This is a genomic window from Roseibium sp. (genome assembly GCF_965216085.1).
In the GTDB taxonomy this organism is placed as follows: Bacteria; Pseudomonadota; Alphaproteobacteria; order Rhizobiales; family Stappiaceae; genus Roseibium.
Map to the genome: position 1 here is coordinate 3,938,329 of NZ_OZ244138.1, position 15,119 is coordinate 3,953,447.

A 15,119-nucleotide genomic window follows, 5' to 3' on the forward strand; every position below is an offset into this window, starting at 1 on the left:
GAACCGGGATCGGAGAGCCCCAGAAGAATCAACCTAGTACGCATCATTGACTTCTCTTCCGAAGCTCTTTCTGGGTTCATGACCTGAACTGCGATTTACTCAGCCGGTTCCTGGCTTTTTCCAGTATTTGCGGCCGGCTTTCGAGCCGGAGCCTTTCGGGCTGATGATTTACGAGTTGCCGGTTTAGCAGCACTTTTGCGCGCAGCAGGTTTTGCAACAGCTGCCTTCTGCGGTGCCGATGGAGCGGAAACCGGTTCCTCTTTCGGTTTTGGAGCATCAAACGCTGGTAGGTCGGAAGCCACACCCTTGCCTTTGACAAGCGGGTCTTCCGTAACGTTGTCAGATACAGGCGGCAAATCCAGCACGTCCTGGAACCTTTGCATCATCTCCAAGGTGTGTGGTGTCATTTCTTCAATCGCACCCGGCACATACCGCACCACTTTGGAAGCAAGTTCGCGATCTTGCCTAGTTTTCAAGAGTTTCGGCAACGTCGTGACAGCCTTATCTCTGGCAAATTCTACGATCAAAGACTGTTCCTGAAGAATGAAGCTGCGCGCATCCGGTGTCAGCGATTTAAAGGGCTCATCCTGGGTGAGCACCCGGGCAGAGCGTTCCAGCCGGTCACGGCGGACGTTGCCGCGGCTGTCAGCCAGCAGGATCAGCATCCGGATCACTGCTTCGCAGAACCCGCCCTCTTCAATGTGCATCAAAGCAGCCTGAACCGGCGGCAGGCTGCGCAGGTCTTCCTTGCGCTTCAAGGTTCGGCCTGGCTGATGCGTCCGGCCGAACCAGCGCATGTAGGGGGAACCCCAAATGGAGTAGAAGAGGTTTTCATACCAGGTGTCGCGCAGATCGCGGAACAGATCGAGCGACTGTTCGAACATTGCCGCACCAACACGCTCCAGCTCGGAAAACGGGTTGTCCTGTTCGGCCGGAGTGCGGTCTTCTTTGATCTTTTCAGCCATCTCCGGCAATCCGCTCAACATCGGATTGAGGCTCGACATCATCGTGCGCTGTGCCCGGAGCGGATGGGTTTTGCGGCGGAAGTCGGCGCTCTGCTCGGTCACACCGGCCTGCACAAACGGGCGCACACAGACATCATAGAATTCTGCTTGCTGCTCGGATGTCCGGGCAACGGCCGCAAAAGGAATTTCATCATCCCGGCCATCGTCCAGCGCCTTCAGATCCTCCAGCGTACGCTCGTGGAAACTGACCGTGAATTCCCGGTCCAAGAGCCCGCCCTCATAGTCATCAATGGACATTTCATAGAGGCCAGGAGCCAGGGCTTCGATGGTCTTCAAGGTCGAGGTGACTTCAGTATGTTCCTTTTTGGCAATCTTGGACGACACAAAGATGCCCAGGTGGCCGACCTGATCATGAACCATATAGATGATGCGCTGGCCGCGAATGGCGATCTCGCGCTCATCCGTGTAGGTGTCGATGATCCAGTTGAGCGCCTGTTGCGGCGGCGTGATGTTGTCGCCAAAGCTGGCAAAGGCGATGATCGGCGCGCGGATCTGTTTGATGTCGATGTTGCGGCCCGGCTCCAGCTGCGCCTCGTTTTTGGCGAGCTTGTTGCCAACAAACAATTGTTCGACGATCCATTTCATTTCCGCTTCGTTCAAGAGGAAATAACCGCCCCACCAGCGTTCGAACTCGAGGAACCGCTGCGGTTCGGTGTCGACCTTGGCGTAAAGGTCGTAGTACTTGCCAAAATAATTCCGGGCCGGATTGAGCATCTCGAAATTTTGGACGATGTCGGCACCATCGAAGACACCATGACCGAGATCTGAATAGAACATGGCATTCCAGGTTCCGCCCAAGACGCCCCCATTGTAACGCATTGGATTTTCACCAACCCGCCCGGCCCAAGTTGACACCGGGGCACCGTTTAAGATGACAGGCCCGGTTAGATCCGGGTTGGTCGCCGCCAGCAAAAGGGTAGCCCAGCCGCCCTGGCAGTTTCCGGTGACAACCGGTTTGGGGGCTTCAGGGTGTTCTTCCATCACCTTGCGGACAAAGGTGGCCTCAGCATGGGTGACATCGGCAAGTGTCTGGCCTTTTTCCGGCATGCGGCGGAAGGCAACAAAATAGACCGGATGGCCGTCGCGCAAGGCGACACCGACTTGGCTGTCTGGCTTAAATCCGCCTATGCCGGCCCCATGGCCGGCGCGTGGATCAATGATGATATAGGGCCGTTTCCAGAGTTTCATATCCCGGTGGCCGGCATCTTTCGGCGGTTTGATCCGAAGCAGCATATAGTTGCAAGGCCGCGGAAGATCGCTCCCGTCCATGACAACGTCATAATCATAGATAAGCACCGGCGGGCAACCGGCTTCTTCGTGTTCCAGGAAGATATCGCCGCGCTGGCGCAGGACATCCATGGTCAGGACTGAGCGCTGCACGGCATCTTTCCAATAGGACTGCCAAGCATCAAACAAGCTGCCATCCTGTTGCGCTTTGGTAAGGTCCCCCACGGCCTTGCCCATATCGGCAAGCCCTAACTGCCAGCGGCCTTTATGGTCCGCTGAGATCTTTTCGAAGTGTTTAGTCAGCCCCCGGCCCATCAGGTCAGCCAGGTTGGAGAGTTCCGTCCCTTGCGCCTGGAGCGCAGTGAGCCGTTCAGACGGTGTCCAGGCGGTGGCATCGTTCAGGGAATTCAAGAACTCATTCTGACCTTTTTCAAGCGCGTCAAAAATGTCCTTCATCAGGACCTCCTGTCAAAGAATGCTGTAGCCGCCGTCGATGGGATGAACACCTCCGGTGACATTGAAAGCTTCGCGGCTTGCCAGAAAAGCGGCATAAGCGCCGGTGTCTTCGATGGTTGCAAGCTGGTGGGTGGGGGCCCGTTCGGCGGCATCGTTCAAAAGCTCATCGAACTCTGCGATGCCAGAGGCGGCCCGTGTTTTCAGCGGCCCGGGCGACAGCGCATGGACGGATATACCGCGCGGTCCGAGTTCCGAAGCCGCATAGCGGACCGCCGCTTCAAGCGCCGCCTTGACCGGGCCCATGACCCCGTAATTGTCGACCACTTTCTGTGCGCCCATGAAGGACACTGTCATGCAGGTTCCACCGTGCGGCATGAGGGGTTCGGCTCGCCGGATCAGGCGCAGGAACGAATGGACAGAGATATCCATTGCCAGTCCAAAGCCTTCAGCAGAGCAATCGATTACTCGGCCCTGCAGATCTTCCTTTTTGGAAAAGGCGATGGAATGCAGCAACGTATCGAGCCGCCCCCACTTGTCTTGAATGGCGCCGAACAGAGCATCGAGCTGGTCTTCATCGCGAACATCCAGCGGCAGAATAATTTCCGCACCGAGCTCTTCTGCCAGCGGGCTGACATATGGTTCCGCTTTTTCGTTCAAGTATGTGACGGCAAGGTCGGCACCTTGTGCCCGGAAGGCCTTGGCACATCCATAAGCAATGGATTGATCATTGGCGACGCCGACAACCAGCGCCTTTTGACCGGATAAATCGAACACGGGTGCACTGCTCCCATCAAGTGATTGCCAACCAGACCACCAACTGGCCGGGACCGAATGACCACGGGTCTTTTACGTGGCCGCTCCTCACCTTATCGCACTGCAGCATAAACTTTGTGACGTGGCAATGAATTTCAAGGCCTGTCCGGGTTTGTGCGGACATGACGGCTCTCAACAACCCTACTAACCAGTTTTCCGAGTTGGACGCAGTTAGAACGCGACGCCACTCAATGGTTTCATTTGACCGAGGCACATTTGCTCCGGTCAAAATACTCCAAATGGAAGGGTACTAAGAACGGCCCACCGATTGCGTCGCGACGGGCTTCATTACCTGTTACAGTTCCATAATTGCGGAACAAGTGATTTGAGGACACCGTTTGATGCTCTCAAAAAAGCGGCGGCTAATGCCGCTGCAACATCGGAAGTTTCCCTCAGAAAACGCCCAGTCAATTCGCTGCGCTTTTCACTTCGTGAATAGCGAAAGATTCAATTTCCATAAGGACTTCACCGTCGCCATTTAGAGGTTTATCGACCGTGAAACTCAGATCACCAGGAGCGCGCAAGGCGGTAAACTGCTCGGTTTTGACAACGTAAGGATTGCCATCGGCATCCATAAATCCATCAAGTACCACTGCAGTTGTGTAGCTGCGCCCTCTTTTGGAAACCGTCAGGACAACATTCATTTTCTGCAAATCTGCCTGGATTGCCGTCCAGTCTGATTCCCAATTGATCCTGGGCTGCGGGTAACAATCCAAACCGTTTGTTGCACGGTAAAGGAGAGTGTTCTTGTCCAATTTGCCTTTTTGGTTTTTCAAGTTCTGGAGATAGGCCCGGTGGCACCCGCTGGTAAAATTATGCCCGAAGACTCCTGTCAGGTAATTGTCCTTATCCTTACGAAAACCAAAGGAAAGCCTATCTGAAACCGAGGAATAGTCCCCCTTGAAAACCAGGACAGCGTCCCAATTCCCTTTCGGCAATTTGCCGGTGTAGGTAAGGAGATTTTCCGGCTCCTCAACACCAAATCCGCCCTTCGAAGTCGACAACATCGTCAAAACACCGTTTTCGATGATGTAGTTATCCGGGTTTTCATTTGAAATGATAAAATCCTCACCAAGGGTTTCACCATCAAAATCTTCGCGGAAATACTCAGTAATTACGGGCTCGACGTTTTTTGGGGCCGGCTCTGGCTCAGCGACCGGAGCTGCTACAACGGGCGCTTGCGCAACCTCAACAACATCACGCATTGCCTTGGTGAAGCCTTCAGTGTCATCAGCATTGAAGTACTGGCCGCCGCCAGCATTCGCAATACACTGCAGCTGTGCTTTTGCTTCCGCGTCGACATCAAATCCAACAACATGAACTTTCATGTCGATTCCAAGATGCTGTGACATAGCAGCGCTTGTGCACGGATCGGAGTTACACGTCTCTATACCATCGGAAATTAGAACAACTGCTTTTTGCCGGTCCTGTGGTTCAGTTTTTGACAAGGACGCAATTCCTACCGACAAAGACATTCCCATCGGTGTTTTGCCCAGCGGCTTGATGCCAGCAATGGACTCCTTGATCGCCTTCGCGCTTGCACCGACTTCGTTCAGCGTCTGAAAATCAACGCAACTCTCCTTGCTTTGAGTACCATAGGTCATCAGGCCAACACGCGCTCCGTCCGGTACATCGTCGACCAATTTAGTCAACGTTTCTTTGGCAGTGGTGATCTTTGCAACCTTATCGATCTGTCCCCACATGGACCCAGATCCATCCAATATAAAGAGAATATCTGCGTTGCTTGCGTGTACGTTTGTAGCAGATACCCCAATGATAGCTGTAGAGGCTAAAAAACATTTCAGTAGACTTGAAGTTCCACCTTTAAGCATATGCAAACTCCCGGAAAGCTCTAAAATCGTTCGGCACCGGACCGCCCGGCCCTGTCTAAATCGGTATTCTGAAATCCACAGCGGTTCTGTGGCACCCATCACAAACTACATTGTTTGTTTTTACAGGACGTGCGTAGCTTAATATCACAATCAAAAAAGGCGCCCCGGATGTTCGGAGCGCCTCATCATATCTGTTCTGAAGGGATAGATTACCCCAGATCGTAGCGATCGGCGTTCATGACCTTGACCCAAGCTGCCACAAAGTCCTCGACGAACTTCACTTCGTTATCGTCCTGGGCATAGACCTCGGCGATGGCGCGCAACATGGAGTTGGAGCCAAACACCAGATCGACACGGGATGCCGTCCATTTGGTGGTGTCGGTTTTACGGTCGCGGATCTGGTAGGAACCGTCGCCCGCTGGTGTCCAGCGGTAAGCCATATCCGTCAGGTTGACGAAGAAGTCCGGCGTCAAGGTGCCTTCCTGATCGGTGAAGACACCATGCTTGGTATCGCCATGATTGGTACCGAGCACCCGAAGACCACCGAGAAGGACGGTCATTTCCGGCGCGGTCAGCCCCATCAGCTGGGCCCGGTCCAAAAGCAGCTCTTCTTCGCTGACGACATAGTCCTTCTTCACCCAATTGCGGAAGCCATCGTGGATCGGTTCCAGGGATGAAAAGCTGTCGGCATCGGTCGTCGCATCGGTGGCGTCTCCCCGGCCCGCAGCAAACGGCACCGAGATGTCGTAGCCTGCCTCAGCAGCTGCTTTTTCGACACCGACATTGCCTGCCAGCACGATGGTGTCAGCAATCGAAGCGCCAAACTTGGCTGCCAGCGGCTCCAGTACACCGAGAACCTTGGCAAGGCGGGCGGGTTCATTGCCTTCCCAGTCCTTTTGAGGCGCCAAGCGAATGCGGGCCCCATTGGCACCGCCACGCAGGTCAGACCCGCGGAAGGTCCGGGCACTGTCCCAAGCGGTGGACACCAGTTCGGAGACCGAGAGATCGGTGGCGGCAATCGCGGACTTCAAACCACCGATGTCGTAGTTCACCGGACCGGCCGGCACATTGTCCTGCCAGATCAGATCTTCTTGCGGTGCATCTGGACCGATGTAGCGGGCACGCGGTCCAAGGTCGCGGTGGGTCAGCTTGAACCAAGCCCGGGCAAAGGTGTCCTTGAAATAGTCCGGATCCGCCATGAACTTTTCGCAGATGGCGCGGTAGGCCGGGTCCATCTTCATGGCCATGTCGGCATCGGTCATCACCGGCATGCGGCGCACCGACGGATCAGTGGAATCGACCGGCATATGCTCTTCCTTGATGCCAACCGGCTGCCACTGGTTGGCGCCGGCCGGGCTCTTGGTCAGCTCCCACTCGTAGCCAAACAGCAGCTCAAAGAACCCCATGTCGAACACCGTCGGGTTGGTGGTCCAAGCTCCTTCCACACCAGAGGTCACTGCATTGGTCGCCTTGCCTTTGAGGTTCGGGTTGATCCAGCCAAGCCCCTGCTCTTCAATACCCGCCGCCTCCGGCTCAGCACCAAGCGCATCGGCATCACCATTGCCGTGAGCCTTGCCGACCGTGTGGCCGCCAGCCGTCAGCGCTGCGGTTTCTTCGTCGTTCATCGCCATGCGGGCAAAGGTTTCACGGACTTGAGCCGCTGTTTTCAGCGGGTCCGGCTGACCGTTGACACCTTCCGGGTTCACATAGATGAGACCCATCTGCACCGCGGCCAGCGGGTTTTCCATCGTGTCCGGCTTGCCGACATCGTCATACCGCTCGTCGGACGGGGCTAGCCATTCCTTTTCAGCGCCCCAATAAACGTCTTCTTCCGGGTGCCAGATGTCTTCCCGGCCATAAGCAAATCCGAAGGTTTTGAGGCCCATGGATTCATAAGCGACCGTTCCAGCCAGAAGGATCAGATCTGCCCAGGAAATCTTGTTGCCGTATTTCTTCTTGATCGGCCACAAGAGACGGCGCGGCTTGTCGAGGTTGCCGTTGTCCGGCCAGGAGTTCAGCGGCGCAAACCGGATGTTGCCCGTGCCACCACCGCCACGGCCATCGGCCAGCCGGTACGAGCCGGCGGAATGCCAGGCCATGCGGATCATCAGGCCGCCATAATGGCCGTAATCGGCCGGCCACCAATCCTGACTGTCGGTCATCAGGGCTTTCAGATCGGCCTTCAGTGCAGCGACATCCAGCTTCTTCACTTCATCGCGGTAGTTGAAGTCTTCGCCCATCGGGTTCGACTTGGTGTCGTGCTGATGAAGGATGTTCAGGTTCAAAGTCTTCGGCCACCAGTCTGTGACCGACTTGCCCGTTTCTGTCAGGCTGCCATGCATTACCGGGCACCCGCCGGTTTTTGCCACTTTCGTGTCCATTGACCTCTCCCTTATTTTCTAAAATTACCGACCATATAGGCCCAAAAACATCTGCTCTCCAGCTTCATAAACAGCGCACAGCTCCCTCGCGTGAGAACAAACGTGCGGCGAGCCAAAGCCGGAATAGTCCTAAGCTAACAAGGCCAACTAATCAGAGGAAGTTGAATTTTCTGATCGTTTTGATAAGAATAACTTATGACCAACATCACCCTGAAACAGCTCCGCTATTTCGAGGCTTTGGCCCGCCATGGCCACTTCGGCCGGGCGGCCGACGACTGCGCGATTTCTCAGCCTGCGCTATCCATGCAGATCAAAGAGTTGGAAGAAGTCCTTGGAGCCCCGCTGTTTGAACGCACCGCCCGGCAAGTGTCTCTCACCGGCTTCGGCGAAGAGGCCGTCGAGCGCGCCCGAAAAATCTTGAGGTCGGCCGATGAACTGGGGGATTTGGCCAGAGCTTCAAAGGGCAAACTCGAAGGACGCCTAAGGATCGGGGTGATCCCAACAATCGCGCCTTATTTATTGCCACAAGTCGTTGGCCGTCTGGCGCAGCTATATCCCGGGCTCGACATCCATATCCGCGAGACTGTGACGCCAAAACTCATTCAAGAATTGACGGATGGGCGCCTTGACACTGCAATTTTGGCTTTGCCCGTCTCAGAACCGGGCCTGACCGAAACACCCTTGTTTGAGGAAAACTTTGTCCTTGTCCGCCCGGGAACAGAGGCCAACTCGCCCGTTCCCTGCGCCGACAGTTTGCGTGAGATGCGGCTTCTGCTTTTGGAAGAAGGCCATTGTTTCCGGGACCAAGCGCTGTCGTTCTGTAACATCCAAACCGGCCGTCCGCGGGAGGTTCTTGACGCCAGTTCCCTGTCGACCCTTGTGCAAATGGTCAATGCCGGCATGGGCGTCACTTTCATTCCAGAAATGGCGGTACCGGTCGAAACCCGCTCGGCCGATGTCGCCGTCGCCCGCTTTGAACCTCCTGAGCCTGCGCGCACCATCGGCATGATCTGGCGCAAAACCAGTCCGCTGTCGGCTCAACTTTCAGAGATTGCCGAAGTGGTGCGGGAAGCGTCTGAGCTTCAGTCTTAGGTTCTAACTCTGACAAGAGCCTTGTGCTGCACCACCCGGCACCCAACCTATTAGCAAGGTATTCGCAGCCGATCAGGCTGCGGCGAGGCCAAAAGGGTGGATCATATGACACTTCTTCGCATGGCATTCCTGTTGCCCGCTTTGACCGACTTTGGGCTCGCTTTTTTGAACCTCTACCGGATGATTGGCATCACGGATGCAAGTGTGGTGCCGCGGGCGCAGTTTGCCGCTGTTGCTTTTTGCTGGGGCTTGTTTCTCCTCATGGGATTAAGAAGGCCCATTGAGCGCGCTTGGATCCTATTGCCAACCACTTTGGTCATCACCCTAATCGCCGGCGGATACATCTTTGGCTATTCCACCGGTGTTATTGGACCGATCCGGCTCGCCTTCGTGCTGATCTATTCGGGAACGCTGGTGGTGCTCTGCCTGTTTGGCATCAGGCAGGCACGACAGTTGCGGGCTGCCAAATGACAGCCAAAGCCTAGAGAAACTCAGACCTTCCGGGCGACCACAAAATGGCTGCGAGGCGCTGGATAGAGCCCGGTTTCGATGATCTCAAAACCAGCGTTGGTGATCAGATTGTTGACCATCTCCGGCGACATCATGTCGACGTAAGGCGCTTTTCTAAAGAGTTGCATGGCCTTGATCATCGGCCAGTACATCCAGGCCTTGGACCTCAGGCAAACCGTTTTGCTGATGAACAACCCGCCGGGTTTTGTCAGATCGTATATGCGGTTCAGAAGAGCTTCCGGTCCTTCAACCAAATGCAGGAAATTGAAAGCCAGGATCGCGTCAAATCCATCGGCTCCAGCCGCCGCCTTCAAACGGGCATCAAACCCGTCCGCAGCCAAGAATGACAGGCCCTCAGGTGCCTTGCCGTCTACTTTCAAGGCCGCCAGCTTTTCATCAGCAATCTCAATCATGCCGGGCGCAAAATCGGTCGACAGGTAGCTTTTGACGTTACCGGCCAAAAGCAATGCTGTTGATCCGGTCCCGGCTCCAAGTTCCAAAACCGTGTCTTCCGGACCGAGATGCTCGGTGACGCGCTCAAGGGTCTTTTGATAAGCAGCTTCATCGGCGATTTTACTCTTTGCATATTTGCGGGCGATTTTGTCCCAGAAGGCGGTCGAGGGGCTCATCCCACCCGTCAATGCAGTCGTCATCAGGTGTCTTTCCGTATTTCTTGTATGGATCTTCGCGGTCAGAGTTTCACTTCGACATAGGCATCGTCACTGACGAAAGTCAGCGGCACCTGCGGGTCTTTGATCTCGGTTCGGTAGTATTTACTTGCGCCTGGAGGGTCCGCGCCTCAGGCCCGCAATCTTTAAAAACCCATAACCGATGTCCCGGCCGCCAAAAGGTGAGGCCAGCATACCAAGCACTGTCAAAACCACATCGGCCACCAGGCCAGTGAATGAAAAAGAACTCATCTCCGCGCTCCTTTCACTGGGTAATCTACTCTCAAAAAATATGAATATAAATTGCGGAAATTCGCCTAGACGATATACATATTTGTATGAACTGGCAGAGCATTACCTTCGACTGGAACCAGGCCCGTGCCTTCCTCGTCACGGCAGAAGAAGGCTCGCTTTCCGCGGCTGCCCGCGCATTGGGTCTCACCCAGCCGACCTTGAGCCGGCAGGTTGCCGCACTTGAAGAAAGCCTTGGCGTGACCTTGTTTGAGCGAGTCGCCAAATCTCTCATCTTGACCGAAGCTGGGGTGGAACTTGCTGAGCACGTCCGGGCCATGGGAGAGGCCGCCAGCCGGGTTTCCTTGTCGGCATCCGGCCAGTCTCAACAAATTGAGGGGCTGGTCACGATCTCCACGACGGATGTTCTCGCTGTGTACATTCTGCCTGAAATCCTCAAAGGGTTGCGGAAGAAGGCGCCGGCAGTCGAGGTCAAAATTCTCTGTACAAACTCTTTAAGCGATCTGCGCCGCCGCGAAGCCGATATTGCAATCCGGCACGTGGAACCTGACCATCCAGACCTCTATGCCCGGAAAATCATGGACATGTCTGCCAGAGTTTACGCCGCTGCGTCATATCTCGAACGCAACGGAGGCAGGCCGGCCAAAGCAGACGCCGACAAATTGGATTACATCGGTTTTGACAACAATCAGGAACTGGTTGAGTACTTGAGTGCGTTTGGTCTGAAAATCAAAGAAAGCAATGTCAAACTTGGATCTCCAAGCGGTTTGATAAGCTGGGAATACGCCCGCCAGGGGCTTGGTCTTTGTATCATGGCCGATGCTATTGCAGCCAAGTGCCCCGAAGTAAAACCTGCATTTGACAATATGGAACCGGTCTACTTTCCGATCTGGCTGGTCACCCACAGAGAACTGCACACCAGCCGCAGGATCCGGCTGGTCTTTGACCATTTGGCGGAACACCTCCGCCACAGTTAAAGTCCGGTTAATTATCCTGATACTTCTTACAAGGTCATAATCATCAGGGCTTTGTCTCTGATTTATAAATGTTTTCGCAAGTTATCTGTTTTATTTTCACGAACTTGGGGCGTCCTCCCTCTATTACGTCTGAAGAGCGAAACGGAATGCGAAGCGGTGATCTAGACCCGAAGAAGATTGCGATCAGGTTGTTTTTATTGTTCGCGATCCTGCTGCCGCCATTGCAGGCCCGGGCGGACGTCAGCAGCCACCTTTCTCCCGATCTGGAAACCTATTACAACGCTCTTCCAAATGCGATCCTCATCATGGATCCGACAACCGGCAAGATCGCTTTTGCCAATGAGTTTGCGGACACTTTCTACGGCTACGGTCCCGGTGCCCTGGCCACCATGCGGATCCAGGACATCAATCAGCTAACAGCTGAACAAGTCGCAGAAGAACGCCGGCTCGCTAAAGAAGAGCGTCGCAACTACTTCATATTCCGCCATAAACTGGCCGACGGAGATATCAGAACCGTCGAAGTGCGGGCCATTCCGCTCAAATTCGGCGACCAAGTTCTGCTGCATTCCAATATTCGGGACATCACTGGTGAGCGTCAGCAAAATGACAAGCTGTGGCACTATCAATCCCGGCTTGAAGAAGCCGTCGAACTCAAGCGCCAAGAACTTGCCGCCTCATTCGAAAATCAAACCCGCTGGCTTTTCGGTTTTTTGATCGTTGTGGCTGGAGCATTCGGGCTTGTTGTTGTCTATGCTATCCTACTGACCGACTCCCGGCGGAGCCTTCGCCATGCCAACGATGAACTGCGGCTGGCCGATTTGGTGTTCAGACATGCCAATGAAGGCATTCTAGTGACCGATGCTGATGGTGTTGTTATCAAAGCCAACTCAGCGGTAAGCAAGATCTCTGGCGTTGATGCCAAGACGATTTTGGGAAAAAAGCACTTCGATTTCGCTTCCCTGCGCAAAGCACCGGAAACCTTCCGGGAGATGCAGCAACAGCTGGCGGAAACTGGCGAATGGTCGGGAGAACTTTGGAACAGCCGCCCAGATGGTCAGAGGTATGCGCAAAACGCCTCAATCGCTGCAATCAAGGATTCGAACGGCAGCATTCAAAACTACATTGTGGTGTTTTCCGATATCACCGAACTGAAGGCGCACCAAAATGAGTTGGAGAAGATCGCTCATTACGACCCGCTGACAGAACTGCCCAACCGGGTATTACTACGGGAGCGGTTGAGCGATGCCATCGAGCGGGTCAAACGCGACAATTGCTGGGGCGCAGTCTTCTTTTTTGATCTGGACGGGTTCAAAGAAATCAATGATCGCTACGGACACGAACTCGGCGATCAGCTGCTGACCACCGTATCCAAAAGGTTTCTATCGCAGTTTCGATCCACGGACACAGTCGCACGTTTGGGCGGAGATGAGTTTATTGCCGTTGTTTCCGACTATGAAACTCCCGAAGACTACAAGTCTCTAGCCGAACGGGTTCTCGCAGAGACCAGTAAACCCATAGATCTTGGCGACAAGTCGGTTGCGATCTCGACCAGTGTGGGCATCGCGGCGTTTTCTGCCGCTTCCGACACCAACCCGGACCAGCTTCTTCGCCAGAGCGACTCGGCCATGTACCAGTCGAAGCTGGAAGGAAAGAACCGCTATACGCTGTTCAATCCCAAAACTGAGATTGAGATCACCACCTTCAACAACAAGATCAACGAACTGTCCGAGGCGATCGACAATGATCAACTGGTGTTCCATTTCCAGCCCAAAGTGGATGTGATCAGCGGCCGGGTTCACAGTGCTGAGGCGTTGGTTCGCTGGAACCATCCTGAGGAAGGTTTGAAATACCCTGGCAGTTTCCTTGATGCGACTGAGAACATCGGTGTCTCTTTGAAGTTGGACACTTGGGCCTTGGAAGAAACCTTCAAGACAGCCGCGTCCTGGCGCAGCTTAGGTCTGGAAGTTCCGATCAGCGTCAATGTTGACCCAAGAAATCTGACGAGCAATTGGCTCTATGACACCTTGAAACGCCTGTTGGCAGAGCACGAAACCATCGCTCCTTCCTTGCTCGACATTGAGGTTTTGGAAAATGCAACAGCAGTGGGCAATGCGTCGGTCGCAGTTGCCATTAAACGGTGCCAAGAACTTGGCGTCAGCTTTTCGATCGACGATTTCGGCACCGGGTATTCAACGCTGACCCATTTGCGCCACCTGCCGGCCGATCACGTCAAGATCGACCAGACATTTGTGCGCGCCGCTACCGACTCTTTGGACGACCTTGCCATTGTTGACGCGGTGTTGGGGCTTGCAGGCGCCTTAAACAGGGAAGTGATCGCGGAAGGCGTGGAGACAAAAGACCACCAAAACCTTCTGATCAGCCTCGGCACATCAATCTTGCAAGGGTATTCCATTGCCCGGCCATTGCCGCTCCAGAAGTTTCTGGATTGGACCGCAAATTTCACCCCGGACCCTGACTGGGGCAAGCTCCAGCATCTGTCCAAGCGTCATGCCAAACTGCTTTATTTGCAGGTAGAGCTCAGAAATTGGACCAAGATCCTGACCGGCGAAAAGCAAATACAAAATGATTTGCCTTACATGCTCGGCGCGGATCAATTGTCGTCAAATTATTGGCCTTGGCTGAACCGGGAGGGCGCAAAATTGTTCGGTGACAGCGAGCATTTCACGATTTTGTCGACCCAGTGCGAGCACTTGATGAATCAATGCCGCTGGCATGCCGACTCAGCTGCCGATGAACGCAAGCCCTGCTCCCCAGAGGCCTCCAAAGAAATGGCAGAGCTGGCAAGTGCGTGTGTCAACACGATTGACAATTTGCTGCTGGACCACAAACTCGACCGGTCAGGCACGATCCCGTTCGTTCTCGGTGAGCGCCGCGCGTAAGGCATTACTATCCTCAAAGCATCCAGTTCAGCACCAAACGCCAGTCGGTCATGCGGATCGGGGTTCCGTGCGTCCCGGTATCGAACAGGGTGAATTTGATCGGATAATTGGGCGCACGCTGTTTGATTTTCTTGAAGAACTGCGCCTGAGTTTCCCAGTTGTAGACCCGGTCTAGGGTCCCCTGCCCCATATAGATCGGAACGCTTCGAGACAGTGCGCCTGACGAAAATATGTTTGGATCTTTCGGCGAGCCAAGCAACACAATGCCGTTGATCAGGCGGGAGTAGCCGCCATTCTTGACAAGATTCCAGCAGATAATGCCCCCCATCGAACCGCAAGCCACAACAACTTTTGCCTGAGGAGACAACTGTTTTTGGTGCTTTATCAGCGCGGCCACATCGGCTGTACCACGTTTTCCGAAATTCTTGATGTCTACGGTGAGGTAAGCTCCGCCGTTGCGGACCATCAAATTCTGGATCCTATTGAAATTTCCGCCGAAGGACACGTCATTCATGCCCTGAAAGCGGTTACCGCCTTGTCCATGAATGTAGATCACAATCGCTTTGGCACCGCCCTTCCACTTGCCAGTGCCCATGTAGGAAATCGTCCGGCCATTGGCTTTGAGTTCGCCACCGCCCCGGCTGCGCTTCGGTTTATAAGAAACGTAATTGCCATAGACTTGGCGTTCGGGAATCTGATCCCGGCCATGCAGGTCCCGTTGCTTGGAATACTCAACGACAATGAAGTCGCCGTTATATAGCGTCTCAGTCACCTTCTTGTAGCGGAACAACCGGTCCTTATACGGCTTTAAGGCTTCTGCCTGCGCGCTGCCTAAAACTGCAAGAACGGAAATTGGAACAAGAACTGCTCGCAGTCTGGCCAGCCGGACTGAAGTGACCTTCAAAAGTCTGTGCACCATGCCCTATCCTTCGTGCAAGCGGTCTATAGAAGTGAATTTCCAACAACCTACGCAGGCCGTTGAACGC

General features: G+C 54.5%; 11 protein-coding genes. 4 read left to right on the forward strand and 7 right to left on the reverse strand.

Features of this window, described 5'->3' with window-relative positions; all coding sequences use genetic code 11:
* Nucleotides 1–95: 95 nt before the first annotated feature.
* The 4 genes from ACOOFE_RS18500 to katG all read right to left on the reverse strand — a co-directional run bounded on the left by ACOOFE_RS18500 (nt 96) and on the right by katG (nt 7,734).
* Nucleotides 96–2,708 (reverse strand): DUF3141 domain-containing protein, encoded by a 2,613-nt coding sequence (locus tag ACOOFE_RS18500; RefSeq protein WP_420411420.1) that lies wholly within the window; start codon nt 2,706–2,708, stop codon nt 96–98.
* A gap of 12 nt (nt 2,709–2,720) precedes the next feature.
* The gene (gene fabI, locus ACOOFE_RS18505; protein ID WP_420411421.1) at nt 2,721–3,482 is read right to left on the reverse strand and encodes an enoyl-ACP reductase FabI; all 762 of its coding nucleotides are present in this window, start codon (nt 3,480–3,482) and stop codon (nt 2,721–2,723) included.
* Between the two features lie 446 nt (nt 3,483–3,928).
* Complete coding sequence (locus ACOOFE_RS18510; protein WP_420411422.1) at nt 3,929–5,452, reverse strand: vWA domain-containing protein; 1,524 nt, start codon at nt 5,450–5,452, stop codon at nt 3,929–3,931.
* Between the two features lie 110 nt (nt 5,453–5,562).
* A complete protein-coding gene (gene katG, locus ACOOFE_RS18515) occupies nt 5,563–7,734 on the reverse strand; it encodes a catalase/peroxidase HPI (RefSeq protein ID WP_420411423.1) in 2,172 nt (723 codons plus the stop codon).
* Nucleotides 7,735–7,929: 195 nt separating this feature from the next.
* Here katG and ACOOFE_RS18520 point away from each other — a divergent pair, with 195 nt between their 5' ends.
* Together ACOOFE_RS18520 and ACOOFE_RS18525 are read left to right on the forward strand one after the other, a co-directional pair.
* Complete coding sequence (locus ACOOFE_RS18520; RefSeq protein WP_420411424.1) at nt 7,930–8,826, forward strand: LysR substrate-binding domain-containing protein; 897 nt, start codon at nt 7,930–7,932, stop codon at nt 8,824–8,826.
* A 105-nt stretch (nt 8,827–8,931) separates the two neighbouring features.
* Entirely contained in the window at nt 8,932–9,297 is a 366-nt protein-coding gene (locus ACOOFE_RS18525) for a hypothetical protein (RefSeq protein WP_420411425.1), read from the forward strand.
* A 20-nt stretch (nt 9,298–9,317) separates the two neighbouring features.
* Here the strand turns inward: ACOOFE_RS18525 and ACOOFE_RS18530 are convergent, their stop codons facing one another.
* A complete protein-coding gene (locus ACOOFE_RS18530) occupies nt 9,318–9,989 on the reverse strand; it encodes a class I SAM-dependent methyltransferase (RefSeq protein ID WP_420411426.1) in 672 nt (223 codons plus the stop codon).
* A gap of 120 nt (nt 9,990–10,109) precedes the next feature.
* Nucleotides 10,110–10,256 (reverse strand): hypothetical protein, encoded by a 147-nt coding sequence (locus ACOOFE_RS18535; protein WP_168206472.1) that lies wholly within the window; start codon nt 10,254–10,256, stop codon nt 10,110–10,112.
* Between the two features lie 86 nt (nt 10,257–10,342).
* On the opposite strand from ACOOFE_RS18535, the gene ACOOFE_RS18540 reads away from it, so the two are divergent.
* Nucleotides 10,343–11,233: a LysR family transcriptional regulator gene (locus ACOOFE_RS18540; protein ID WP_420411427.1), complete on the forward strand. Its 891-nt coding sequence runs from the start codon at nt 10,343–10,345 to the stop codon at nt 11,231–11,233.
* 146 nt (nt 11,234–11,379) lie between these two features.
* Nucleotides 11,380–14,133 (forward strand): EAL domain-containing protein, encoded by a 2,754-nt coding sequence (locus tag ACOOFE_RS18545; RefSeq protein WP_420411428.1) that lies wholly within the window; start codon nt 11,380–11,382, stop codon nt 14,131–14,133.
* 13 nt (nt 14,134–14,146) lie between these two features.
* Here the strand turns inward: ACOOFE_RS18545 and ACOOFE_RS18550 are convergent, their stop codons facing one another.
* On the reverse strand, nt 14,147–15,052 hold the full coding sequence (locus tag ACOOFE_RS18550; protein WP_420411429.1) for an alpha/beta hydrolase: 906 nt from the start codon (nt 15,050–15,052) through the stop codon (nt 14,147–14,149).
* Between the last annotated feature and the right edge of the window lie 67 nt (nt 15,053–15,119).

Excerpts from the sequence above, each read along its gene's own strand:
- ACOOFE_RS18535 (WP_168206472.1), bottom strand. The coding sequence starts at position 10,256 with ATGAGTTCTTTTTCATTCACTGGCCTGGTGGCCGATGTGGTTTTGACA.
- ACOOFE_RS18520 (WP_420411424.1), top strand. The coding sequence starts at position 7,930 with ATGACCAACATCACCCTGAAACAGCTCCGCTATTTCGAGGCTTTGGCC.
- ACOOFE_RS18525 (WP_420411425.1), top strand. The coding sequence starts at position 8,932 with ATGACACTTCTTCGCATGGCATTCCTGTTGCCCGCTTTGACCGACTTT.
- ACOOFE_RS18540 (WP_420411427.1), top strand. The coding sequence starts at position 10,343 with ATGAACTGGCAGAGCATTACCTTCGACTGGAACCAGGCCCGTGCCTTC.
- ACOOFE_RS18545 (WP_420411428.1), top strand. The coding sequence starts at position 11,380 with ATGCGAAGCGGTGATCTAGACCCGAAGAAGATTGCGATCAGGTTGTTT.
- katG (WP_420411423.1), bottom strand. The coding sequence starts at position 7,734 with ATGGACACGAAAGTGGCAAAAACCGGCGGGTGCCCGGTAATGCATGGC.
- ACOOFE_RS18550 (WP_420411429.1), bottom strand. The coding sequence starts at position 15,052 with ATGGTGCACAGACTTTTGAAGGTCACTTCAGTCCGGCTGGCCAGACTG.
- ACOOFE_RS18530 (WP_420411426.1), bottom strand. The coding sequence starts at position 9,989 with ATGACGACTGCATTGACGGGTGGGATGAGCCCCTCGACCGCCTTCTGG.
- ACOOFE_RS18510 (WP_420411422.1), bottom strand. The coding sequence starts at position 5,452 with ATGGGTGCCACAGAACCGCTGTGGATTTCAGAATACCGATTTAGACAG.
- ACOOFE_RS18500 (WP_420411420.1), bottom strand. The coding sequence starts at position 2,708 with ATGAAGGACATTTTTGACGCGCTTGAAAAAGGTCAGAATGAGTTCTTG.